The organism is Streptomyces roseoverticillatus (genome assembly GCF_000719265.1).
In the GTDB taxonomy this organism is placed as follows: Bacteria; Actinomycetota; Actinomycetes; order Streptomycetales; family Streptomycetaceae; genus Streptomyces; species Streptomyces roseoverticillatus.
In genome coordinates this window covers 47,412-67,658 of the sequence record NZ_JOFL01000032.1, presented here as the reverse complement: position 1 = coordinate 67,658, position 20,247 = coordinate 47,412, and the positions used below count along the sequence as shown (strand labels likewise).

Sequence of the window (20,247 nt, the reverse complement as noted above, 5' to 3'; positions counted from 1 at the left end):
GCGGCCACAGATCGCGGATCCGCGGATATGACCTACGCCCCGGCCACGCCCGGCTACGCCCCGCCTACGCTCCGCCCGGGCCCCTGCTCTACTTCTCGCGCTTGCGCGAGGACACCGCGATCAGGCCGATCACGCCCACCGCGACCATCGCCACCGGCACGATCCGCTCCAGCCGCGGCGCGCCGTCCTCCGTCGTGAGGCGGGCCTTCACGTCCGAAACCAGCCGGTGCGCCGTGGCGCAGGCGCGGCCCGCGGTGTGGTCCACCTTCGCGGCGACCTTCGCCTTCGCGTCGCCCATGATCGTGGCCGGGTGCATGCGCACGCCGATCTCGTCGAGCGTCACGGCGAGCTCGCTCCGCCTGCGGGCGATGTCCGCCTCGATCTGCGCAGGGGTCCTGGCATCCGACACCGCGCTGCCTCCGTCGTCTCGATAAGAGTGATGATGAGTGATGACGACAGTCTGTCAGCTCACCGGACGCCGTGCCCCGCGGCACCCCCGATCGGGCCGGTGGCTACGCTCGGGACGCAGGCCCACGACCCGAGGAGAGCCATGAGCGAGCGACTGCAGCCCGGCGACACCGCCCCCGCCTTCACCCTTCCCGACGCCGACGGCAACCCGGTCTCGCTCGCGGACCGCAAGGGCCGCAAGGTGATCGTCTACTTCTACCCCGCCGCGCTCACCCCCGGCTGCACCAAGCAGGCCTGCGACTTCACCGACAACCTCGACTTCCTCACCGGCCACGGCTACGACGTGATCGGCGTCTCCCCCGACAAGCCGGAGAAGCTCGCGAAGTTCCGCGAGAAGGAGAGCCTGAAGGTCACGCTCGTCGGCGACCCGGAGAAGAAGGTGCTGGAGGCCTACGGGGCGTTCGGCGAGAAGAAGCTGTACGGGAAGACGGTCACCGGGGTGATCCGGTCGACGGTGATCGTCGACGAGGACGGCCGGGTCGAGCGGGCGCTCTACAACGTGAAGGCCACGGGGCACGTCGCGAAGATCATCAAGGACCTGGGCCTGTAGGGATCGATCGCCGGACGGGCTCCAGGCAAAAATCCAGCCCGTCCGGCGTTCGAGGACGCCCGCCGCAGGCGCAACGGGCCCGCACGGCAAGCGCCGTCACCCGCCCTCCGCAGGAGCCTCCGCCTCGGGCAGGTCCAGAATCGCCCGCGCGCCCCCGCCCTCCGCCGTGCCGAACTCCAGACGCGCCCCGAGCACCACCGCCTGGCCCACGGCGATCGTCAGCCCCAGGCCGTGCCCCGTGCCCCGCTCCGGCGCCGCCGTGCGGAAGCGGCGCGGGCCCTGGTCCACCAGGTCCGGCGGATAGCCGTCGCCGTGGTCGCGCACGACGATCCGGGTGCCCCGCACCGTGACCTCGATCGGCGGCTTCCCGTGCTTGGCCGCGTTGGCCAGGATGTTCACGAGGATGCGCTCCACACGGCGGGCGTCCGTCGCCACGATCCGGCCCTCGCCGACCACCTCGACCGCCACGTCGTCCACGCCGCGCTGGCCCTGCGCCCGCTTGACGATCCCCCGCACCAGCGACGGCAGCTCCACCTCGTCGAGCTGGGCCCGCTCCCGGCCGGCGTCCAGCCGGGACACCTCCAGCAAGTCCTCCACCAGCACCCGCATCGTCTGCGCGCGCTCGCGCACCATCTCCACGGCGCGCGGGTGCGGCAGCAGCTCCGCCGAAGCCACGAGCCCGGCCACCGGCGTGCGCAGCTCGTGCGCCACGTCGGCCGTGAACTCGCGCTCCGCCTCCACCCGCGCCGCCAGCGACGTCGCCATGTGGTGAACCGAGCGGCCCAGCTCCGCGACCTCGTCCCGGCCGCCGGCCGCCAGCGCCTCCGCGTCCGGCGGCTCGCCCGCCGCAATCCGCCGGGCCGCGGCCGCACTGTGCCGCAACCGCCGCGACAGGCTCTGCGCCACGAACCAGGCGACCACCGCCATCAGCGCCACCGTCGCCGCGCCCGCCACCAGCAGCGCCTTGTCCAGCGCCGTCATCAAGGGGTCGCGGTCCGGGTACGGGGCCGACACCGACAGCACCTTGTCGCCGCCGACGGCCGTGGCCGCCCACACCCGCGGGTCCTCACCACCGCTGATGTACGTACCCGAGCGGCCCCGCGCCACGGCCCGGGCCAGCGGGAACGGCAGTGCCGCGTCGTCCAGTTGAGCGCCCAGGGCGAGGGTGCTGTCGCGCTGGTAGATCTGCAGGGCCGAGCTCAGCAAGTCGTCCTGGTACGCCTGGGCCTGCCGGTCGCGCTCCGCCGCGGAAATGTGGTGCACGGCCAGTCCCAGCACCACGACGGCGAGCGCGGTGACGAAGGAGATCGCGAGGGCGATCCGGCCACGGATACCCATCACGCGATCGTGTACACCTCTTTCGCCTTCGCATGAGGGGTGGCACCCGTATAGCTGACCTCGATGCCCGTGAAGGCCATCATGCCGTCGACCTTCGTGACGTCGTAGAGCCGCAGCCGCGCCGGGAAGGAGGCCGGCGCACCGCCGCCGGCCGCGCCCGAGACCAGCACGACGCCGGAGCCGTCCGCGCCGTCGGCGCCGAACGAGTCCCACTTGATGTCACTGGCCACAACGCCCGCGTTGGAGCAGTTCAGCGTGATGATCTTCGGCTCGACGACCGGCTTGCCGACCCCGCACTCACGCACGCCCGGCAGCTCCTGCGGCGCCGGCGTGTCCTGCGCCGTCGCCGCCTCCGGACCGCGCGGCAGGTGCGACTTCTGCGCCGCCGCCGTCTTGGGGGCGTCGGCCACCGCGTCCGACCGGTCCCCGGCCGCGCTCACCCACAGGCCGCCGATGGCCGGCACCGTCACCACCGCGAAGATCGCCAGGGCGGTGCGCATGCCGGGCCGGCGGAGCGCCACACGGTCGGCCATCGGCCTCTCTCTCTGGTGTCTTGCAGGTCTTCCGGGATACGGCTGTGCGTCCCCGCTGTGAGGGACGGTGAAATCGGGCCGCGCGTTCCCTTCATGCCTATATCAGCTTCCGCAGCCCCCTGCCCGGCGGGCCGCCCGCCGGGCGTGACCTATCTCCCTCTCGGGGGGCGCACCGGTTTGAGCGGCGGCGCAGCGTGCAGACGCAGGCGCGTACGTACGTCACCGCCGAAGCGTGAGGGGGCCGAGCCGTGCCCAACGGCAGCAGCACGGAAGCCGAGACCGGAAACGGGAACGGCAACGGGCATACGAACGGACATGGCAACGGCCACGACCCGGCCGCGGTCAGACGCCACCCGGCCCTCTTCCGGGCCGTCGCCCGCCGCCGCAACCCCCGGCTGCGGCGCACGGACATCACCGTCACGGACGAACGGACCGTGAGACGGGCCGTCAAGGCGGCCGCGCTCGGCAACGCCATGGAGTGGTTCGACTTCGGCATCTACAGCTACCTCGCCGTCACCCTCGGGGACGTCTTCTTCCCCTCGGGCAACGACACGGTGCGGCTGCTGTCGTCGCTGGCGACGTTCGCCGTGGCCTTCCTCGTCCGGCCGCTGGGCGGCATGTTCTTCGGCCCGCTCGGCGACCGGGTGGGGCGCAAGCGCGTCCTGGCCCTGACGATGGTGCTGATGGCCTCCGGCACCTTCGCCATCGGCCTGATCCCCTCGTACGCGGCGATCGGCTTCTGGTCGCCGGTGCTGCTGATCTGCTTCCGGATGCTGCAGGGCTTCTCGACGGGCGGCGAGTACGGGGGCGCGGCGACGTTCATCGCCGAGTACGCGCCCGACAAGCGCCGCGGCTACTTCGGCAGCTTCCTCGAATGCGGCACCCTCGCGGGCTACATCGGCGCGGCGGGCCTCGTCACGGCCATGACGTCGGCGCTCGGCGGCGCGGCGATGACGGACTGGGGCTGGCGGATCCCCTTCCTCGTCGCCGGGCCGCTCGGGCTCGTGGGCCTGTACCTGCGGCTGCGGCTGGAGGACACCCCGGCGTTCCAGAAGCTGGCGGAGGAGGAGGCGGGAGGCGGCGGCACCGAGCTGAAGCAGATCTTCACCACCCAGTGGGCGAGGCTGCTGCTCTGCGTGGTCCTGGCCGGGGCGTACGGCATCACCGACTACATGCTGCTGTCGTACATGCCGACGTACCTGACCGACCAGCTCGGCTACGACGACACGCACGGCCTGCTGATCCTCATCGCGACGATGGCCCTGCTGATGACGGTCATCACGTGTGTGGGGCGCCTGAGCGACCGCGTCGGGCGCAAACCGCTGCTGATGGCGGGCATGGGCGGCTTCGTGGTCCTGTCGGCCCCGGCGTTCCTGCTGCTGAAACAGGGCAGCCTGCCCGCGGTCCTGGGCGGCATGCTGATGCTGGGCCTCCCCCTGGTGTGCCTCCTGGGCACCATGTCCGCGGCCCTCCCCGCCCTCTTCCCCACCCCGGTCCGCTACGGCTCCCTCGCCATCGGCTACAACCTCTCCACGTCCCTCTTCGGCGGCACGACCCCACTGGTGATCACGGCCCTGATCCACGCCACGGGCAGCGACATGACGCCCGCGGTCTACACGGCGGGCGCGGCCCTCGTCGGCATGGTCGCCGTCGCCTTCATGCGGGAGACGGCGCGCCGGCCGCTGGAGGGGTCGCCGCCGGCGGTGGCGACGCGGGAGGAAGCGGAGGAGATGGTGACGTCCCGGGCGCCCGAACCGAAGTTCTGACAGGTCAGATGGTTCGCACATTTGGCGTAACTGTCGGGCAGGCGCGTCGTTGATGAGTTCGAGATCGCGAACGGATACGCGGTCGCATCACATCGACGTCGGGGAGGGGCGCCATGCCTGTCAGTCCGTACACGCGAGAGGTTCTGGCGGAGGCGGCGGAATCGTCGCGGACGTTATCGGAGGCGCTGGAGAAGCTGGGGGTGGACCCGAAGAGTTCGCGCCGCCGGTATCTTCACGACCGCATGCGGAAGCTGGGCGTGGACACGTCCCACTTCGAACGCGAAGGGGCTCGCTGGACCAAGGAGATCCTCGAAGACGCGGTGGCGGCGTCGTCCAACATGTGCGAAGTCCTACGCCACCTCGGCATCGAGGTAGTGGGCGGCCACCACACCCACATCAGCCGCCGGGTCCGGGCGTTCGGCATCGATACCTCACACTTCGCCACTCCCGCCTCGGGAGTGGCGAAACGGAAGCGCTCCCCGGAGGAACTGCTGACCGTGCAGACCTCGCCCAAGGCTCGCCGCGAGCAGAGCTGTCGCCTCAGGGGAGCATTGCTGGCATTCGGCGTGACCGACCGCTGCGTACTGTGCGGCATCGAGGCCACGTGGCAGGGGTATCCACTGCCGCTGGAGGTCGACCACATCGACGGAGACTGGCGCAACAATCGCATCGAGAATCTGCGGCTGCTCTGCCCCAACTGCCACTCGACAACGGACACGTACCGTGGCCGTGGGAAGGCCCGTCACGCAGTTGCCCGCCGCGCATCACGTAGTAGCGGTGAGGGCCGGTGAGCAGCGGCACGCCGTACACGCGTGAGCGGCTGGCCGAGGCTGCTCGAACGTGCGCCGACATCAATGAGGTCATAGCCTTCTTCGGTACCCGGCCCTATCGCCACCTGCCCCAGTACCTCTATCGGCGATTCGCACACTACGGAATCGACGTCTCGCACTTTCCTCGTCGCCCGTACCGCAGAGGCAGGCCGTGCCCCGACACCCTGCGCGACGCAGTGTCCCGGTCCACGTCCATGGCTGAGGCGCTGAGACGGCTCGGCCGGCGGAGCACCGCCGGTCAGCGCTCCCGATTGCGCAAGTGGATGGACGAGGACGGCCTCACTACTTCTCACTTTCTCGGGCAGGCGCACCAACGTGGAAGGCCCGGCACAACCCCCAGAAAGACCCCGGAGGAACTGCTCGTCAAACACAGCGGCAAACGCCGAACCAAGACAGCGCTGCTCCGCCGAGCCTTGGGCGAGATCGGCGTGCCACAAGAGTGTGCCCGCTGTGGAACCGGCCCTGTGTGGCACGGCGGGCCCATGACTCTGGAGATCGATCACATCAACGGTGACTGGAGCGACGATCGCCGAGAGAACCTCCGGATGCTCTGCCCCAACTGTCACTCGATCACAAGCACCTGGTGCCGTGGCGGGCGGCAACGCCGTCCAGTCCCTCCCGCTGGCACTGACAGCAGCAGGACCAGTAATCTAGTCGTGGGGCCGTAGCCCAACTGGCCAGGAGGCGCCACTTTTAGGTAGTGGACAGTGCGAGTTCGAATCTCGTCGGCCCTACATTCGGCGTGTGGCACCCGCAGTGCGGGTGCCACACGCCGTTGTCTCAGCCCAGCAGCTCCCGCACCACCGGCACCAGCGCCCGGAACGCCTTCCCCCGGTGGCTGATCGCGTTCTTCTCGTCCGCCGTCAGCTCCGCGCAGGTGCGGGTCTCGCCCAGGGGCTGCAGGACCGGGTCGTAGCCGAAGCCGCCGCCGCCCGCGGGCTCGTGGCGCAGGGTGCCCTCCAGGCGGCCTTCGACGACGCGCTCCGTGCCGTCCGGGAGGGCCAGGGCCGCGGCGCAGGCGAAGTGGGCGCCGCGGTGTTCGTCGGCGATGTCGCCGAGCTGGGCCAGGAGGAGGTCCAGGTTGGCCTTGTCGTTGCCGTGGGCGCCGGCCCAGCGGGCGGAGAAGATGCCGGGGGCGCCGCCGAGGACGTCGACGCACAGGCCGGAGTCGTCGGCGACGGCCGGGTGGCCGGTGGCGCGGGCGAGGGCGTGGGCCTTGAGGAGGGCGTTCTCGGCGAAGGTGACGCCGGTCTCCTTGACGTCCGGGACCTCGGGGTAGGCGTCGGCGCCGACCAGTTCGACGCCGAGGCCGGCGGCCTCCAGGATGGCGCGGAGCTCGGTGACCTTGTTGGCGTTGCGGGTGGCGAGGATCAGGCGCTTCATGGGGCGATTATCCCGGCCCGCCCCGGTCTACTTCGACGTGCACACCTTCGAGAGTTCTCCGGCCGCGTCCGTGACCGGCGTCAGGTCCGGGGTCTTGTCGTTCCGCAGGGCGTCGCGGACGTTCCCGATGGCCTTCTCCAGGTGGTCGAGGGCCTTGCCGACGTCGACGTTGCTGCTCTTGTCCTTGAGCTTCTTCGTGTCCTTCTCGAGGTTGTCGAGGATCCTGCCCGCGTTGTCGGTGTCGGTCGCCGTGTCGGTGACGCTGCGCTGGAGGTCGTCGACGTCGTTGGATATCTCGATGCCGAGGCGGGCGCAGTCGACAGCCTTCTGGGCGGTGGAGCAGCCGGCGGCGAGCGGTACGGCGAGCGCGGCGGCGGCGAGCGCGAGAGACGTCCTGCGGGCGGAGATGGCGGACATGAGGGTTTCCCTCCCCTTGATGCGGCTACGGGCGTACGGGCGGGGCTGTCCCGTCCGTACGCCCGTAGGAACGCTGGTGATCCTCCGGCGGTTGCCTGCGCGGTCGCCTGCGCCGCTGCCCGCGCGGCTGCTTACAGCGTCGCCGCGAGTGCCTCGCGCTGGGCCGCGTCGAGCGCGGTGCAGCCGGTGACGGCGAGGTCGAGGAGGGCGTTGAGCTCGTCGCGGGCGAAGGGCTCGGCCTCGGCGGTGCCCTGGACCTCGACGAAGCGGCCGTCGCCGGTGCAGACGACGTTCATGTCGGTCTCGGCGCGGACGTCCTCCTCGTAGCAGAGGTCGAGGAGGGGGACGCCGTCGACGATGCCGACGCTGACGGCGCTGACGGTGCCGGTGAGCGGCTGGCGGCCGTGCTTGATGAGCTTCTTGCCCTGGGCCCAGGTGATGGCGTCGGCGAGGGCGACGTAGGCGCCGGTGATGGCGGCGGTGCGGGTGCCGCCGTCGGCCTGGAGGACGTCGCAGTCGAGGACGATGGTGTTCTCGCCGAGGGCCTTGAAGTCGATCACGGCGCGCAGGGAGCGGCCGATGAGGCGGGAGATCTCGTGGGTGCGGCCGCCGATCTTGCCGCGGACGGATTCGCGGTCGCCGCGGGTGTTGGTGGAGCGGGGCAGCATCGAGTACTCGGCGGTGACCCAGCCCTCGCCGCTGCCCTTGCGCCAGCGCGGGACGCCCTCGGTGACGCTGGCGGTGCAGAAGACCTTGGTGTCTCCGAAGGAGATGAGGACGGAGCCCTCGGCGTGCTTGCTCCAGCCGCGCTGGATGGTCACGGGGCGGAGCTGGTCGGGCGTGCGGCCGTCGATGCGAGACATGGTGATGAGCCTACTGGTATCGGGGCAAGGCGAAGGGCCCCGTTCCGGATCGCGGTACGTATGTTACGTATGCGCGCATTCCGGGCGGGGCCCCGGCCGTGAGCCTCAGCGGCTCACGGCTCACGGCTCACATCATGTCTTCGATCTCACCGGCGATCGGGTCGGCGTCGGTGCCGATGACAACCTGGATGGCGGTGCCCATCTTCACGACGCCGTGGGCGCCGGCGGCCTTGAGGGCGGCCTCGTCGACGAGCTCCGGGTCGGCGACCTCGGTGCGGAGACGGGTGATGCAGCCCTCGATCTCCTCGATGTTGTCGATGCCGCCGAGGCCGGCGACGATCTTCTCAGCCTTGCTGGCCATGTGCACTCCTGGTTGTCTTCGGCCCTTCGGCGGTACCACCGACCGGCTTCCCCACGGTAAACCACGTTCAGCCCAACTATGTGGGCATATGTCCGCCGTCTGGCAAATGATGGCGACACCCACAAGCGCGCGCATAAGTGGTCTACACCAGTATGCGGCAAGCACCGAGTGGACCGTCGCCGGGGCGGCGGCCGGGAGGACGCAGATGAGCACGGACGCCGCGGCCGCGCCGCGTCAGAACCGGTGGCGGGAGCGCTGGCAGACCCTCTTCTCGAACCTGCAGAAGATGGGCCGCAGCCTCCAGCTCCCCATCGCGGTGCTCCCGGCCGCGGGCATCCTGAACCGGCTCGGCCAGCCGGACGTCTTCGGCACGGACGGGCTGGGCTGGACGGACGTGGCGAAGGTCTTCGCGGGCGCGGGCGGCGCGCTGCTGGACTCGGCGCTCGGCCTGCCGCTGCTGTTCTGCGTGGGCGTGGCCATCGGCATGGCGAAGAAGGCGGACGGCTCGACGGCGCTGGCGGCCGTGGTGGCCTTCCTCGTCTACTTCTCCGTGCTGCACCAGTTCCCGGAGGACTGCCCGCACGAGTCGACGTTCGGCGGGGCGGGGCTGTGGAGCGGGGTGTGCGTCTCCATGGGCGGGCAGGCGTCCCCCGCGAGCTTCCAGAACCCGGGGGTCTTCGGCGGCATCGTGATCGGCCTGCTGAGCGCGTGGTTCTGGATGCGCTACCACCGGGTGCGGCTGGTGGACTGGCTGGGCTTCTTCAACGGGCGCCGGCTCGTGCCGATCCTGATGTCGTTCGTCGCGCTGGGCTTCGCGGTGATCTGCCTGTTCGTCTGGCCGCCGGTCGGCGACGCGCTGACGAGCTTCAGCAAGTGGCTGTCGGACCTGGGCTCGGGGGGATCGGGCGTCTTCGGCGTGGCGAACCGGGCGCTGCTGGTGGTGGGGCTCCACCAGTTCCTCAACACCTTCATGTGGTTCCAGTTCGGCGACTACACGAAGCCGGACGGCACGGTGGTGCACGGCGACATCAACCGCTTCCTGGCCGGCGACCCGCACGCGGGCCAGTTCACCACCGGCTTCTTCCCCATCATGATGTTCGCGCTGCCCGCCGCGGCGCTGGCCATCGCGCACTGCGCGAAGCCGCACCGGCGCAAGGAGATCGCGGGCATGATGCTCTCGGTGGGCCTGACCTCGTTCGTCACGGGGATCACCGAGCCCATCGAGTACTCGTTCCTCTTCATCGCGCCGGTGCTGTACGTGGTGCACGCGCTGCTCACGGGCGTGTCGATGGCGGTGAGCTGGGGCCTGGGGGTGCACGACGGCTTCAGCTTCTCGGCCGGCCTGATCGACTACGTGATCAACTGGGGGCTGGCGACCAGGCCGTGGCTGATCATTCCGATCGGGCTGTGCTTCGCGGTCGTCTACTACGCGATTTTCCGGTTCGCGATTACGAAGTTCGACCTGCCGACTCCGGGGCGTGAACCGGAAGAGCTCGCGGAGGAGATCGAGCGCGGGAACGTCAAGGACTAGCGGGAACGTCAAGGACTAGCTGCACCGTGCAGGGGTAATCGCTCCCTGTCACGAGCCCCCGGAGTGCCCGGCCGGGGGCTTTCCGCTGTGTCGGAAGCCACCGGGAAGCACGGATTCCTTTATCCCGGACTCACGTGCTACAACATGGTCTAAACCACTCAGTGGTGTAGACCAAAAGCGGGCCACCCCCCTTCCCCCGAGCGCCCGCCTCACCTGGAGGAATCCGATGAGTAAGAGCGCCAAGGCGGCAAAGGCGGCGCCTGACGACGCCGCTTCGCCGGAGAAGAAGGCCGCGGAGAAGAAGGCCGCGGCGGAGAAGCCCGCGGACAAGAAGCCCGCGAAGAAGAAGGACGCGGCTGAGGCTCCGAAGAAGAAGTTCGGCGCCGGCGCCATGGCGGTCGCCCAGCGCATCGGCCGCAGCCTGATGCTGCCCGTCGCCGTGCTCCCCGCCGCGGCGCTCATGGTCCGCCTCGGCCAGGGCGACATGCTGGGGAAGGACTCCCTCCCGGCCTTCCTCAACAAGATCGCCGAGTTTATGTCCGCGGGCGGCGGCGCGATCCTCGACAACATGGCGCTGCTGTTCGCCGTGGGTGTCGCGATCGGCTACGCCAAGAAGTCCGACGGCTCCACGGCCCTGGCCGCCGTGGCCGGTTACCTGGTCTTCTCCAAGGTGCTCGGCACCTTCACCGACGGCAGCCTCCCCAAGAAGGAGGCCGTGGTCGACCACAAGGTCGCCATGGTGGAGCAGGCCGTCGACGCCAAGGTCCTGGGCGGCGTCGTGATGGGCCTCGTGGTCGCGCTCATATACCAGCGCTTCTACCGCACCAAGCTGCCGGACTGGGCGGGCTTCTTCGGCGGCCGCCGCCTGGTGCCGATCCTCTCCTCCTTCGCGGGTCTGCTCATCGGCGTCGTCTTCGGCTACATCTGGCCGGTGCTCGGCACGGGTCTGCACAACTTCGGTGAGTGGCTGGTCGGCTCGGGCGCGGTCGGCGCGGGCATCTTCGGCGTCGCCAACCGCGGTCTGATCCCGGTCGGCATGCACCACCTGCTGAACTCCTTCCCGTGGTTCCAGGCCGGCTCGTACGACGGCCCCAAGGGTGCCGTCAACGGCGACATCGCCCGCTTCCTCGCCGGCGACCCGAACGCCGGCCAGTTCATGACCGGCTTCTTCCCGATCATGATGTTCGCGCTGCCGGCCGCCTGCCTCGCGATCGTGCACTGTGCCCGCCCCGAGAACCGCAAGGTCGTCGGCGGCATGATGTTCTCCCTCGCGCTCACCGCGTTCGTCACCGGTGTGACCGAGCCGATCGAGTTCACGTTCATGTTCGTCGCGCCGGTGCTCTACGCGATCCACGCGGTGCTGACCGGTGTCTCGATGGCCCTGACCTGGGCGCTCGGCATGAAGGACGGCTTCGGCTTCTCGGCCGGCGTCATCGACTTCCTGCTGAACCTGGGCATCGCCTCGAAGCCGTGGCTGCTGGTCCTCGTGGGCCTGTGCTTCGCCGCGATCTACTATGTGGTCTTCCGCTTCGCCATCGTGAAGTTCGACCTCAAGACGCCCGGCCGTGAATCCGAGGAGGAGTCGGCCGAATTGAAGGCCTGACGCCTCACCTGAACACCGCAGGTAAATGCCCCCGAAATCCCATGGATTTCGGGGGCATTCGCATAAACATTTATGGAAACCAAAAGAACAGGACGGGTCAGACCTCGTACACCGCGCCCGCGCGGGCGAGTTCGACCGGCCCGTCGTAGACGGCGCGCGCGTCGCGGAGGTTGGTCAGCGGGTCCGTCCACGGCGGGATGTGGGTGAGGACCAGCCGGCCCGCGCCGGCCCGCGCGGCGTGCTCGCCGGCCTCGCGGCCGTTGAGGTGGAGGTCCGGGATGTCCTCCTTGCCATGGGTGAACGACGCCTCGCAGAGCAGCAGGTCGGCGCCGGCGGCCAGCTCGTGCAGCTCCTCGCAGGGGCCGGTGTCGCCGGAGTAGACGAGGGCGCTGCCGTCGTGCTCGACGCGGAAGGCGAAGGCCTCCACGGGGTGGCGCACCCGGTCCGTGCGGACGGTGAGCGGGCCCACCGAGAAGGTGCCCGGGGCGAGGGTGCGGAAGTCGAACACCTCGCGCATGCAGGACTCATCGGGCACGTCCCCGTACGCGGTGGACAGCCGGTGCTCGGTGTCGCTCGGCCCGTAGACGGGGATGGCCTCGGCCCGGCCGCCCTCGTGCCGGTAGTAGCGGGCCACGAAATAGCCGCACATGTCGATGCAGTGGTCGGGGTGCAGGTGCGAGAGCAGGATGGCGTCGAGGTCGTAGAGACCGATGTGGCGCTGCAGCTCGCCGAGGGCTCCGTTGCCCATGTCGAGGAGCAGCCGGAAGCCGTCGGCCTCGACGAGGTAGCTCGAACAGGCCGATTCCGTGGACGGGAACGACCCCGAGCATCCGACGACGGTGAGCTTCATGCGGGCCTGAACCTCCGTTGACTCGTGACGGGGGGCCATGCGGTCCGTCGAGCGTAAGGCGCGAAGGGGACGCCCGCTCCTCCACGAGGTGGGGTTGTGGCTGAAGTCACCGGTACGGACGCGTGGCCGCCGCGCGTCGTTCGGAGGCTGCCGCGCGCCGCCGGATGCCGGAAGGGAGCCGTCGGGCGCCGTCAGGCCCAGAGCTGGCCCTGCAGCGCTTCGACGGCCGCTTCCGTCGTGGGGGCCGTGTAGATGCCCGTCGAGAGGTATTTCCAGCCGCCGTCCGCCACGACGAAGGCGATGTCGGCGCTCTCCCCCGCCCGTTCGGCCTTGCGGGCCACGCCCAGGGCGGCGTGGAGGACGGCGCCGGTGGAGACGCCCGCGAAGATGCCCTCCTCGCTCAGCAGCTCGCGGGTGCGGCGGACCGCGTCCTCCGAGCCGACGGAGAAGCGGGTGGTGAGGACGGAGGCGTCGTAGAGCTCGGGGACGAAGCCCTCGTCGAGGTTGCGCAGGCCGTAGACGAGGTCGTCGTAGCGCGGCTCGGCGGCGACGATGCTCACGCCGGGCTTGTGCTCGCGCAGGTAGCGGCCGACGCCCATGAGCGTGCCGGTGGTGCCGAGCCCGGCGACGAAGTGGGTGATCTCGGGGAGGTCGGCGAGGATCTCCGGGCCGGTGGTGGCGTAGTGCGCGCCCGCGTTGTCGGGGTTGCCGTACTGGTAGAGCATCACCCAGTCGGTGTGCTCGGCGGCGAGCTCCTTGGCGACGCGGACGGCGGTGTTGGAGCCGCCCGCCGCGGGCGAGGAGATGATCTCCGCGCCCCACATGGCGAGCAGCTGCCGCCGCTCCTCGCTGGTGTTCTCGGGCATGACGCACACGATGCGGTAGCCCTTGAGCCGGGCGGCCATGGCGAGCGAGATGCCGGTGTTGCCGGAGGTGGGCTCCAGGATGGTGCAGCCCGGGGTCAGCCGCCCGGCCCGCTCCGCCTGCTCGATCATGTGCAGGGCGGGGCGGTCCTTGACCGAGCCGGTGGGGTTGCGGTCCTCCAGCTTGGCCCAGATCCGGACCGACCCGGACGGGGAGAGCCTGGGGAGCCGCACCAGCGGGGTGTTGCCGACCGAGGCCAGGTGGCTGTCGTAGCGCATGCTCTACGCCGCGCCTCAGACCATTCCACCGGCGACGGCCGGGAGGATGGTGACGCTGTCGCCGTCGGTGAGCTCGGTGGTGATGCCGGCGAGGAAGCGGACGTCCTCGTCGTTGAGGTAGACGTTGACGAAGCGGCGCAGCTCGCCGGACTCGTCGACGAGGCGCTCGCGGATGCCCGCGTGGCGGGTGTCGAGGTCCTTGAAGAGCTCGTCGATGGTGGCGCCGCTGCCTTCGACGGCCTTCTTGCCGTCGGTGTAGGTGCGGAGGATGGTCGGAATGCGGACCTCGATGGCCATGATGCGGCTCCTGTCGGCGTGCGGGTGGGGCACCTGGGGCAGATCGTATCGATTCCGTGTGCGGCCGCCGGACGTTCGTACCGGCATGCGGACAGCCGCGGCCCGCCGGAGGGCGGGAGCTCAGTAGGCAGGCACTACGGTGACGTCCTCTTCGGTCACCTGGCCGTCCACTATGCGGAACGAGCGGAACTGGAAGGGGCCCTCGCCGTCGGTGTCGGCGGTGGACACGAGCACGTAGTGGGCGCCGGGCTCGCCCGCGTACGAGATGTCCGTGCGGGAGGGGTAGGCCTCGGTGGCCGTGTGCGAGTGGTAGATGACCACGGGCTCCTCGTCGCGGTCGTCGAGCTCGCGGTAGAGCTTCAGCAGGTCCGCCGAGTCGAACTCGTAGAACGTGGGCGACCGGGCGGCGTTGAGCATGGGGACGAACCGCTCGGGGCGGCCGCTGCCGGCCGGTCCGGCGACCACGCCGCAGGCCTCGTCGGGGTGGTCCGCGCGGGCGTGCGCGACGATCCGGTCGTACAGGTCCTGCGTGATGGTCAGCATGCGCCCCAGGATAGGCACGCGGACAAGGCGAAGGGCCCGCCCGTACCAGTCAGTGGTACGGGCGGGCCCGGATGCCGGACGGCCGGGGAGGCCTTCCGTCAGGCCTTACGCGGCCTGGTCGACCTTGACGGCCTCGACGGCGGCCTGCGTGTAGTCCTTGCGCTCGAAGGCCTGCGGGTTGCGGCGCTTCAGCACGAGGTAGGACACCCACATGATCGCGGCCCAGACCGGGGCGCAGTACAGCGAGACCCGGGCGTCCGCGTCGATGCCCATCATCACGATCACCATGAAGATGAAGGCGAGCGCGAAGAGGCTGGTCCACGGGGCGCCGGGGGCGCGGAACGCGGACTGCGGGAGCTCGCCGCGGTTCGCCTTGCGGCGGTAGCGCAGCTGGGCGACGAGGATCACGATCCACGCCCACATGCCGGAGATGGTCGCGAAGGAGACGACGTAATCGAACGCCTTGCCCGGCCACTGGTAGTTGATCCAGACGCCGACGAGCATCAGCGCGGCGGAGAAGGTGGTGCCGCGCAGCGGCAGGCCGCGCTTGGTCAGCTCGCCGAAGAACTTCGGGCCCTGGCCGTTGAGCGACAGGTCGCGCAGCATGCGGCCGGTGGAGTACATGCCCGAGTTGCAGGACGACAGCGCCGCGGTGAGGACGACGAAGTTGACGATGCCCGCACCGGCCGGCAGGCCGATCTTCTGGAAGGCGGCGACGAACGGGCTCACGCCCGGCATGAACTCGCCCCACGGGACCACGGCCAGGATGATGATCAGCGCGCCGATGTAGAAGACGGCGATGCGCCACGGCACGGTGTTGATCGCCTTGGGGAGCGTCTTCTCCGGGTCCTTGGCCTCGCCCGCGGTGACGCCGACCAGCTCGACGGCGAGGAAGGCGAACATCACGATCTGCAGGGTCATCAGGGTGTTGCCGATGCCGTGCGGGAAGAAGCCGCCGTCGTTCCAGAGGTTGGTGACGGTGGCGGTGTCACCGGCGTCGGAGAAGCCGATGGTCAGCACGCCGACACCGATCAGGATCATGCCGATGATGGCGGTGACCTTGACCATGGAGAACCAGAACTCCAGCTCACCGAAGAGCTTCACGGAGATCAGGTTGGCGAAGTAGAGGATGACGGTGAAGACCAGCGCGGAGACCCATTGCGGAATGGAATGGTTCCAGTACTGCACATAGGAGGCCGCTGCGGTCACCTCGACGATTCCGGTGACGACCCAGAAGAGCCAGTACGTCCATCCGGTGACATAACCCCAGAAGGGGCCGAGGAACTCCCGGGCGTAGTCCGAGAAGGAGCCCGACACCGGGCGGTACATGAGCAGCTCGCCGAGCGCTCGCATGATGAAGAAGATGACCAGACCGGCTATGGCATAAGCCAGGATCAGGCTGGGTCCGGCCTTGGAAATGGCCTTCCCCGCGCCGAGGAAGAGGCCGGTGCCGATGGCGCCACCAATGGCGATCATCTGAATCTGGCGGTTACCGAGTCCCCGCTCGTAACCCTCGGAAGCCGTCTTACCGCTTCCCTTGTGACCCGGTTCCGCGACTGCGTCCGCGGTACGGGCCGCGACCTGCTCAGAGGTCATGGTGGTGCGCCTTTCTCCATACCGATCCGGTTGCTCCGGATCGGGTTCCGATCCCCCCGGATGGAGTCCTGCGAGTGCCGACGGTCGGCCGGCTCAGCGCTCCCGCCGTGAACATGGGTGGCGTCACGGAGGCAGGTCGCAAAGATGTACCACGAGTGGCCGGTAGATCGTCTGAATGCCGATCATGGACGAGTGACGCAGACCACAAAGAAATGCGGACAATAAGGAAAAAGAGCGTTAATAGGCACCGTTACGGTGATCCGATCGTTATCCGGACCTGATTGTTCCCTGAGCGGATGTCCGGATGCTTTTGATCGATCATCCCATCAGTGCATCTACCAGCGTTTCCTGTAGTCCGCCGAGCCAGAGATGGGCCATCACCATCGGCTTGCGCGCATCGTCGTCCGGCAGCCGGAGCAGCGCCTCGCTGTCGTCCTCATGGGTGATTTCCAGCCGCGCGCCGATGGTCAGCCGGAGATCGTTGAGGGTGCCCAGCCAGCGGCGGCAGTCCTCGGGCGTGAGGCGCAGGACGGCCACGTCATCCCCGGCGGCTCCGGCCACCGTGAGCGCGTCCAGCGAGCGGACGACCGCGAGGGCGTCCTCGCGCTTGCGGTCGCGCAGGTCGTTCTCGGTGTAGCGGCGGAATTCGGCGGCGTACGCGCGCTGCTGCGGGTCCTGCCCGGCACCCGGGTCGCCGTAGGCGTCGGGGAAGAGCCGGGCGAGCGCGGGGTCGGACGGCGGCTCGCTGGGGCCCTCGGCGAAGAGCCGGGCGAGCGGATCGGCGCCTTCGGGGCCCGCGGCGTCGCCCGGGCCGATCAGCTCCAGCAGCTGGACCGTCAGGCTGCGCAGGATGGAGACCTCGACCTCGTCCAGGGCCACGGCGGCCCCGCCGCCGGACAGCGGCTCGAAGTGGCCGGCCATCAACGGTCCTGCGACAGCGTCGCCCACAGCCCGTAGCCGTGCATCGCCTGCACGTCGCGCTCCATCTCCTCGCGGCTGCCGCTGGAAACGGTGGCGCGCCCCTTGTGGTGGACGTCGAGCATCAGCTTGTGGGCCTTGTCCTTGGAGTAGCCGAAGTACGCCTGAAAGACATACGTCACATAACTCATGAGGTTGATGGGGTCGTTGTGAACCAGCGTGACCCAGGGAACGTCGGGCTCGGTCACCGCGTACGGGGACTCGCTCGACTCGGTGCGTTCGATCTCGACCGGTGCAACACTCACGTTTCCCATGCTGCCACTCGGGGGCTTGCGATGCACAAACGGGGGTACCCCGAGCCGCGCGTCGACCGGACGCGGGGTGCGCGCCGGCCGGGTCGCGGGCGAGGGCCGGGCGGGTGCCGGGCGTCACTCCGTAGAAATCGTCAGACTGACGAGTATTGGGGGTAGCATCTCGTTCCATGAACGCTGCGGACTTGAGGCTGCCGGTGGACGTTCCGTCGACGGCCCTCTTCACCGACCGGTACGAACTCACGATGCTGCAGGCCGCGCTGCGCTCCGGCACCGCCGACCGCCGCTCGGTCTTCGAGGTCTTCACCCGCCGGCTGCCCGAGGGGCGCCGCTACGGCGTCGTGGCGGGCACCGGCCGCGTCCTGGACGCCGTGGAGAACTTCCGCTTCGACAGCGGAGTCCTGGACTTCCTCACCGCCCAGCGGATCGTCGACGAGCCGACGCTGGCCTGGCTCGCGGACTACCGCTTCCGCGGCGACATCTCGGGCTACCCCGAGGGCGAGGTCTACTTCCCCGGCTCGCCGATCCTGCGCGTCGAGGGCACCTTCGCCGAGGCGGTCCTGCTGGAGACCGTGATCCTGTCGATCCTCAACCACGACTCGGCCGTCGCCGCCGCGGCCTCCCGGATGTCCGTGGCCGCCGGAGACCGCCCGCTGATCGAGATGGGCGCCCGGCGCACCCACGAGCTCGCGGCCGTCGCCGCCTCCCGCGCCGCGTACGTGGGCGGCTTCACCTCCACCTCCGACCTCGCGGCCGGCTTCCGCTACAGCATTCCGACCGTCGGCACCAGTGCGCACGCCTTCACGCTGCTGCACGACAGCGAGCGCGACGCCTTCACCGCCCAGGTCGACTCGCTCGGCGGGGGCACGACCCTGCTCGTCGACACCTACGACGTGACCGAGGCCGTCCGCACGGCCGTGGAGATCGCGGGCCCCGGGCTCGGCGCCGTCCGCATCGACTCCGGCGACCTGCTGCTGCTCGCGCACCGCGTGCGGCAGCAGCTGGACGACCTGGGCGCCACCAAGACGAAGATCGTCGTCACCAGCGACCTCGACGAGTACGCCATCGCCTCGCTCGCCGCGGCCCCCGTCGACGCGTACGGGGTCGGCACCCAGCTCGTCACCGGCAGCGGGCACCCCACCTGCTCGATGGTCTACAAGCTCGTGGCCCGCGCGGACGAGGCCGGCGCGGACGCGCCGCTGCGGCCCGTCGCCAAGAAGTCCATGGGCGGCAAGACCTCCATCGGCGGCCGCAAGTGGGCCGCGCGCCGGCCCGACGCGGCCGGGGTCGCCGAGGCCGAGGTCGTCGGCACCGGGCCGGTGCCGCCGGAGCTCGCGGACCACCAGCTGATCGTGGAGCTCGTCCGCGGCGGCGAGGTCGTCGCCCGCGAGCCCCTGGACACCGTGCGGGAGCGGCACGCCGCCGCCCGGGCCGGGCTCCCCCTCTCCGCGACCCAGCTCTCGCGCGGTGAGCCGGTACTCCCCACCGAGTACCTCTGACGCTCCCGGTGCGCCCGGTGGGGCTCCCCCGCTCGGGGCCCCTCTCCCATTGCGCAACGGAAGTCACTACCCTCGGTCACAGAGAGGCGATCCGTACAGTCGTGATCCGCACTGTCGGCCGAGGGCCCTTCCACAAAGGATCCGCACTATGCAGCGTGCACTGATCATCGTCGACGTGCAGAACGACTTCTGCGAGGGCGGCAGCCTCGCGGTCGCGGGCGGGGCGGACGTGGCCGCGGCCATCACCGACCTCGTCGGCGAGGCCACCGCCGGGTACCGGCACATCGTCGCCACGCGCGACCACCACATAGACCCCGGCGCGCACTTCTCCGCCGAGCCGGACTACGAAACCACCTGGCCGCCGCACTGCGTCGCCGGCACGGAGGGGTCCGGGTTCCACCCGAACTTCGCTCCGGTCGTCGCCTCCGGGGCGATAGACGCCGTCTTCGACAAGGGGGCGTACGCGGCCGCGTACAGCGGGTTCGAGGGCACCGACGAGAACGGGGTGTCCCTGGCGGACTGGCTGCGGGAGCGGGGCGTCACGGAGGTCGACGTCGTCGGCATCGCCACGGACCACTGCGTCCGCGCTACCGCGCTGGACGCGGCGCGGGAGGGGTTCTCGACGCAGGTTCTGCTCGACCTCACGGCGGGGGTCGCTTCGCGGACGACGGATCGGGCGCTGGAGGAGCTCCGCGGGGCGGGCGTCGAGCTCACCGGCAAGCCGGTGGTTGCGACGGGGTGAGCTCCGGCTGAGCGGGGCTCGGCACCGCCGGGTGCGTGGACGGTGGCTGATCGCCGCTGCGGCGGAGGTTAGGCCCCGGTCCCGCCCTTTCTCCCCCGGCTACCGCTGGGAGGTGCCCCCAGTTTCCTGGGGGCGAGCCCCCAGCCCGGGGCGAAGCCCCGGAAAATCTCCCGCCGCGACGGCGCGCAACCACCGTCGACGTATCCGGCGGTGCCGCACCGGCCGCAAGCCGTCCGTGCAGGCAAAAACCTACGCCGCAGGCGCCCTCCGCAGCAGCGTCCGTATCGGATGCCACGACTCCGTGTCGTCGTCCGGCGCCGCGCGCCAGACCAGCCCGTCCGGATGGTGGAGGACCGCCGTTATCTCGTCCGGCGTCGGCGGCTCCGTATTGCCCCGCAGGTAGACCGCCCGCAGGCCCAGGTTCCGCAGGCGCGTGAGCGCGCGCGCCCGGTTCGCGGCGTGCACCAGCACCCGCACCCGGGCTCCGGGCGACGCGCCCCCGCCGGGCGGCCCGGGAAGGTAGAGGGCCACCACCACACTGCCGCCCGGCAGCTTGCAGAAACCACCGCCTGCCATGCCCGCGTCACCTCTCCCCGGGCCGGGGTGTCAATAACAGCGTCACGCCAGTCATCTAAACGCGATCGGCCGCCGCCCGCTAGAGGGCGACGGCCGACACTGCGCTGACCTGCATAAACGCAGATCCTGC

23 protein-coding genes and 1 tRNA gene are annotated in these 20,247 nt (G+C 70.1%); 9 read left to right on the top strand and 15 right to left on the bottom strand.

Going from position 1 to position 20,247, the window contains the following annotated elements; genetic code table 11:
* Positions 1 to 88 precede the first annotated feature (88 nt).
* On the bottom strand, positions 89 to 409 hold the full coding sequence (locus IF61_RS0128740; RefSeq protein WP_030369460.1) for a DUF3618 domain-containing protein: 321 nt from the start codon (positions 407 to 409) through the stop codon (positions 89 to 91).
* A 141-nt stretch (positions 410 to 550) separates the two neighbouring features.
* Between IF61_RS0128740 and bcp the strand changes: the two genes are divergently transcribed.
* A complete protein-coding gene (gene bcp / locus IF61_RS0128735; RefSeq protein ID WP_030369459.1) occupies positions 551 to 1,018 on the top strand; it encodes a thioredoxin-dependent thiol peroxidase in 468 nt (155 codons plus the stop codon).
* A 96-nt stretch (positions 1,019 to 1,114) separates the two neighbouring features.
* Here bcp and IF61_RS0128730 read toward each other — a convergent pair whose 3' ends face one another.
* Complete coding sequence (locus IF61_RS0128730; protein WP_030369458.1) at positions 1,115 to 2,356, bottom strand: sensor histidine kinase; 1,242 nt, start codon at positions 2,354 to 2,356, stop codon at positions 1,115 to 1,117.
* Complete coding sequence (locus IF61_RS0128725; RefSeq protein ID WP_030369457.1) at positions 2,356 to 2,889, bottom strand: hypothetical protein; 534 nt, start codon at positions 2,887 to 2,889, stop codon at positions 2,356 to 2,358. Before IF61_RS0128725 ends, IF61_RS0128730 begins: the two co-directional genes overlap by 1 nt.
* A 248-nt stretch (positions 2,890 to 3,137) precedes the next feature.
* On the opposite strand from IF61_RS0128725, the gene IF61_RS0128720 reads away from it, so the two are divergent.
* The 4 genes from IF61_RS0128720 (at position 3,138) to IF61_RS0128710 (ending at position 6,219) form a co-directional block, all read left to right on the top strand.
* Complete coding sequence (locus IF61_RS0128720; RefSeq protein ID WP_052393137.1) at positions 3,138 to 4,655, top strand: MFS transporter; 1,518 nt, start codon at positions 3,138 to 3,140, stop codon at positions 4,653 to 4,655.
* Between the two features lie 113 nt (positions 4,656 to 4,768).
* A complete protein-coding gene (locus tag IF61_RS0128715; protein ID WP_030369455.1) occupies positions 4,769 to 5,446 on the top strand; it encodes an HNH endonuclease signature motif containing protein in 678 nt (225 codons plus the stop codon).
* 233 nt (positions 5,447 to 5,679) lie between these two features.
* Positions 5,680 to 6,153, top strand: a complete 474-nt coding sequence (locus tag IF61_RS34760) for an HNH endonuclease (protein WP_342668027.1) — start codon at positions 5,680 to 5,682, stop codon at positions 6,151 to 6,153.
* Positions 6,144 to 6,219 (top strand) — tRNA-Leu (locus tag IF61_RS0128710). The genes IF61_RS34760 and IF61_RS0128710 overlap by 10 nt, the downstream gene beginning before the upstream one ends.
* Before the next feature lie 46 nt (positions 6,220 to 6,265).
* Here the strand turns inward: IF61_RS0128710 and rdgB are convergent.
* The 4 genes from rdgB to IF61_RS0128690 form a co-directional block, all read right to left on the bottom strand.
* On the bottom strand, positions 6,266 to 6,868 hold the full coding sequence (rdgB, locus tag IF61_RS0128705; RefSeq protein WP_030369454.1) for an RdgB/HAM1 family non-canonical purine NTP pyrophosphatase: 603 nt from the start codon (positions 6,866 to 6,868) through the stop codon (positions 6,266 to 6,268).
* Between the two features lie 27 nt (positions 6,869 to 6,895).
* Positions 6,896 to 7,285 carry a hypothetical protein gene (locus IF61_RS0128700; RefSeq protein ID WP_030369453.1) on the bottom strand — a complete coding sequence of 130 codons (390 nt, stop codon included), beginning with the start codon at positions 7,283 to 7,285 and terminating at the stop codon, positions 6,896 to 6,898.
* A 131-nt stretch (positions 7,286 to 7,416) separates the two neighbouring features.
* Positions 7,417 to 8,148 carry a ribonuclease PH gene (gene rph / locus IF61_RS0128695; protein ID WP_030369452.1) on the bottom strand — a complete coding sequence of 244 codons (732 nt, stop codon included), beginning with the start codon at positions 8,146 to 8,148 and terminating at the stop codon, positions 7,417 to 7,419.
* Between the two features lie 127 nt (positions 8,149 to 8,275).
* Positions 8,276 to 8,509 carry a PTS sugar transporter subunit IIB gene (locus IF61_RS0128690; protein ID WP_030369451.1) on the bottom strand — a complete coding sequence of 78 codons (234 nt, stop codon included), beginning with the start codon at positions 8,507 to 8,509 and terminating at the stop codon, positions 8,276 to 8,278.
* 205 nt (positions 8,510 to 8,714) lie between these two features.
* On the opposite strand from IF61_RS0128690, the gene IF61_RS0128685 reads away from it, so the two are divergent.
* Together IF61_RS0128685 and IF61_RS0128680 are read left to right on the top strand one after the other, a co-directional pair.
* A complete protein-coding gene (locus IF61_RS0128685) occupies positions 8,715 to 10,040 on the top strand; it encodes a PTS transporter subunit EIIC (protein ID WP_030369450.1) in 1,326 nt (441 codons plus the stop codon).
* 391 nt (positions 10,041 to 10,431) lie between these two features.
* The gene (locus IF61_RS0128680) at positions 10,432 to 11,643 is read left to right on the top strand and encodes a PTS transporter subunit EIIC (protein WP_052393150.1); all 1,212 of its coding nucleotides are present in this window, start codon (positions 10,432 to 10,434) and stop codon (positions 11,641 to 11,643) included.
* A 97-nt stretch (positions 11,644 to 11,740) separates the two neighbouring features.
* On the opposite strand, the gene IF61_RS0128675 is transcribed toward IF61_RS0128680, so the two are convergent.
* The 7 genes from IF61_RS0128675 to clpS form a co-directional block, all read right to left on the bottom strand.
* Positions 11,741 to 12,493, bottom strand: a complete 753-nt coding sequence (locus IF61_RS0128675) for an MBL fold metallo-hydrolase (protein ID WP_030369448.1) — start codon at positions 12,491 to 12,493, stop codon at positions 11,741 to 11,743.
* Positions 12,494 to 12,684: 191 nt separating this feature from the next.
* Positions 12,685 to 13,635 (bottom strand): PLP-dependent cysteine synthase family protein, encoded by a 951-nt coding sequence (locus IF61_RS0128670; protein WP_030369447.1) that lies wholly within the window; start codon positions 13,633 to 13,635, stop codon positions 12,685 to 12,687.
* Positions 13,636 to 13,650: 15 nt separating this feature from the next.
* A complete protein-coding gene (locus IF61_RS0128665; protein WP_030369446.1) occupies positions 13,651 to 13,932 on the bottom strand; it encodes a MoaD/ThiS family protein in 282 nt (93 codons plus the stop codon).
* 120 nt (positions 13,933 to 14,052) lie between these two features.
* On the bottom strand, positions 14,053 to 14,475 hold the full coding sequence (locus IF61_RS0128660) for a M67 family metallopeptidase (RefSeq protein WP_030369445.1): 423 nt from the start codon (positions 14,473 to 14,475) through the stop codon (positions 14,053 to 14,055).
* Positions 14,476 to 14,580: 105 nt separating this feature from the next.
* Positions 14,581 to 16,071 carry an amino acid permease gene (locus IF61_RS0128655; protein WP_030369444.1) on the bottom strand — a complete coding sequence of 497 codons (1,491 nt, stop codon included), beginning with the start codon at positions 16,069 to 16,071 and terminating at the stop codon, positions 14,581 to 14,583.
* A 318-nt stretch (positions 16,072 to 16,389) separates the two neighbouring features.
* On the bottom strand, positions 16,390 to 16,992 hold the full coding sequence (locus IF61_RS0128650; RefSeq protein ID WP_030369443.1) for a DUF2017 domain-containing protein: 603 nt from the start codon (positions 16,990 to 16,992) through the stop codon (positions 16,390 to 16,392).
* Positions 16,992 to 17,303: an ATP-dependent Clp protease adapter ClpS gene (gene clpS / locus IF61_RS0128645; protein ID WP_030369442.1), complete on the bottom strand. Its 312-nt coding sequence runs from the start codon at positions 17,301 to 17,303 to the stop codon at positions 16,992 to 16,994. The genes IF61_RS0128650 and clpS overlap by 1 nt, the downstream gene beginning before the upstream one ends.
* A 167-nt stretch (positions 17,304 to 17,470) precedes the next feature.
* On the opposite strand from clpS, the gene IF61_RS0128640 reads away from it, so the two are divergent.
* Together IF61_RS0128640 and IF61_RS0128635 are read left to right on the top strand one after the other, a co-directional pair.
* A complete protein-coding gene (locus IF61_RS0128640; protein ID WP_030369441.1) occupies positions 17,471 to 18,799 on the top strand; it encodes a nicotinate phosphoribosyltransferase in 1,329 nt (442 codons plus the stop codon).
* Positions 18,800 to 18,947: 148 nt separating this feature from the next.
* Positions 18,948 to 19,541 carry an isochorismatase family protein gene (locus IF61_RS0128635; protein WP_030369440.1) on the top strand — a complete coding sequence of 198 codons (594 nt, stop codon included), beginning with the start codon at positions 18,948 to 18,950 and terminating at the stop codon, positions 19,539 to 19,541.
* 249 nt (positions 19,542 to 19,790) lie between these two features.
* Here IF61_RS0128635 and IF61_RS0128630 read toward each other — a convergent pair whose 3' ends face one another.
* Positions 19,791 to 20,117 carry a hypothetical protein gene (locus IF61_RS0128630; protein ID WP_052393136.1) on the bottom strand — a complete coding sequence of 109 codons (327 nt, stop codon included), beginning with the start codon at positions 20,115 to 20,117 and terminating at the stop codon, positions 19,791 to 19,793.
* Positions 20,118 to 20,247 lie beyond the last annotated feature (130 nt).

Coding starts and splice junctions, on each gene's coding strand:
- bcp (WP_030369459.1), top strand. CDS start 551: ATGAGCGAGCGACTGCAGCCCGGCGACACCGCCCCCGCCTTCACCCTT.
- IF61_RS0128730 (WP_030369458.1), bottom strand. CDS start 2,356: ATGGGTATCCGTGGCCGGATCGCCCTCGCGATCTCCTTCGTCACCGCG.
- IF61_RS0128725 (WP_030369457.1), bottom strand. CDS start 2,889: ATGGCCGACCGTGTGGCGCTCCGCCGGCCCGGCATGCGCACCGCCCTG.
- IF61_RS0128715 (WP_030369455.1), top strand. CDS start 4,769: ATGCCTGTCAGTCCGTACACGCGAGAGGTTCTGGCGGAGGCGGCGGAA.
- IF61_RS34760 (WP_342668027.1), top strand. CDS start 5,680: ATGGCTGAGGCGCTGAGACGGCTCGGCCGGCGGAGCACCGCCGGTCAG.
- rdgB (WP_030369454.1), bottom strand. CDS start 6,868: ATGAAGCGCCTGATCCTCGCCACCCGCAACGCCAACAAGGTCACCGAG.
- IF61_RS0128700 (WP_030369453.1), bottom strand. CDS start 7,285: ATGTCCGCCATCTCCGCCCGCAGGACGTCTCTCGCGCTCGCCGCCGCC.
- rph (WP_030369452.1), bottom strand. CDS start 8,148: ATGTCTCGCATCGACGGCCGCACGCCCGACCAGCTCCGCCCCGTGACC.
- IF61_RS0128690 (WP_030369451.1), bottom strand. CDS start 8,509: ATGGCCAGCAAGGCTGAGAAGATCGTCGCCGGCCTCGGCGGCATCGAC.
- IF61_RS0128685 (WP_030369450.1), top strand. CDS start 8,715: ATGAGCACGGACGCCGCGGCCGCGCCGCGTCAGAACCGGTGGCGGGAG.
- IF61_RS0128680 (WP_052393150.1), top strand. CDS start 10,432: ATGGCGGTCGCCCAGCGCATCGGCCGCAGCCTGATGCTGCCCGTCGCC.
- IF61_RS0128675 (WP_030369448.1), bottom strand. CDS start 12,493: ATGAAGCTCACCGTCGTCGGATGCTCGGGGTCGTTCCCGTCCACGGAA.
- IF61_RS0128670 (WP_030369447.1), bottom strand. CDS start 13,635: ATGCGCTACGACAGCCACCTGGCCTCGGTCGGCAACACCCCGCTGGTG.
- IF61_RS0128665 (WP_030369446.1), bottom strand. CDS start 13,932: ATGGCCATCGAGGTCCGCATTCCGACCATCCTCCGCACCTACACCGAC.
- IF61_RS0128660 (WP_030369445.1), bottom strand. CDS start 14,475: ATGCTGACCATCACGCAGGACCTGTACGACCGGATCGTCGCGCACGCC.
- IF61_RS0128655 (WP_030369444.1), bottom strand. CDS start 16,071: ATGACCTCTGAGCAGGTCGCGGCCCGTACCGCGGACGCAGTCGCGGAA.
- IF61_RS0128650 (WP_030369443.1), bottom strand. CDS start 16,992: ATGGCCGGCCACTTCGAGCCGCTGTCCGGCGGCGGGGCCGCCGTGGCC.
- clpS (WP_030369442.1), bottom strand. CDS start 17,303: ATGGGAAACGTGAGTGTTGCACCGGTCGAGATCGAACGCACCGAGTCG.
- IF61_RS0128640 (WP_030369441.1), top strand. CDS start 17,471: ATGAACGCTGCGGACTTGAGGCTGCCGGTGGACGTTCCGTCGACGGCC.
- IF61_RS0128635 (WP_030369440.1), top strand. CDS start 18,948: ATGCAGCGTGCACTGATCATCGTCGACGTGCAGAACGACTTCTGCGAG.
- IF61_RS0128630 (WP_052393136.1), bottom strand. CDS start 20,117: ATGGCAGGCGGTGGTTTCTGCAAGCTGCCGGGCGGCAGTGTGGTGGTG.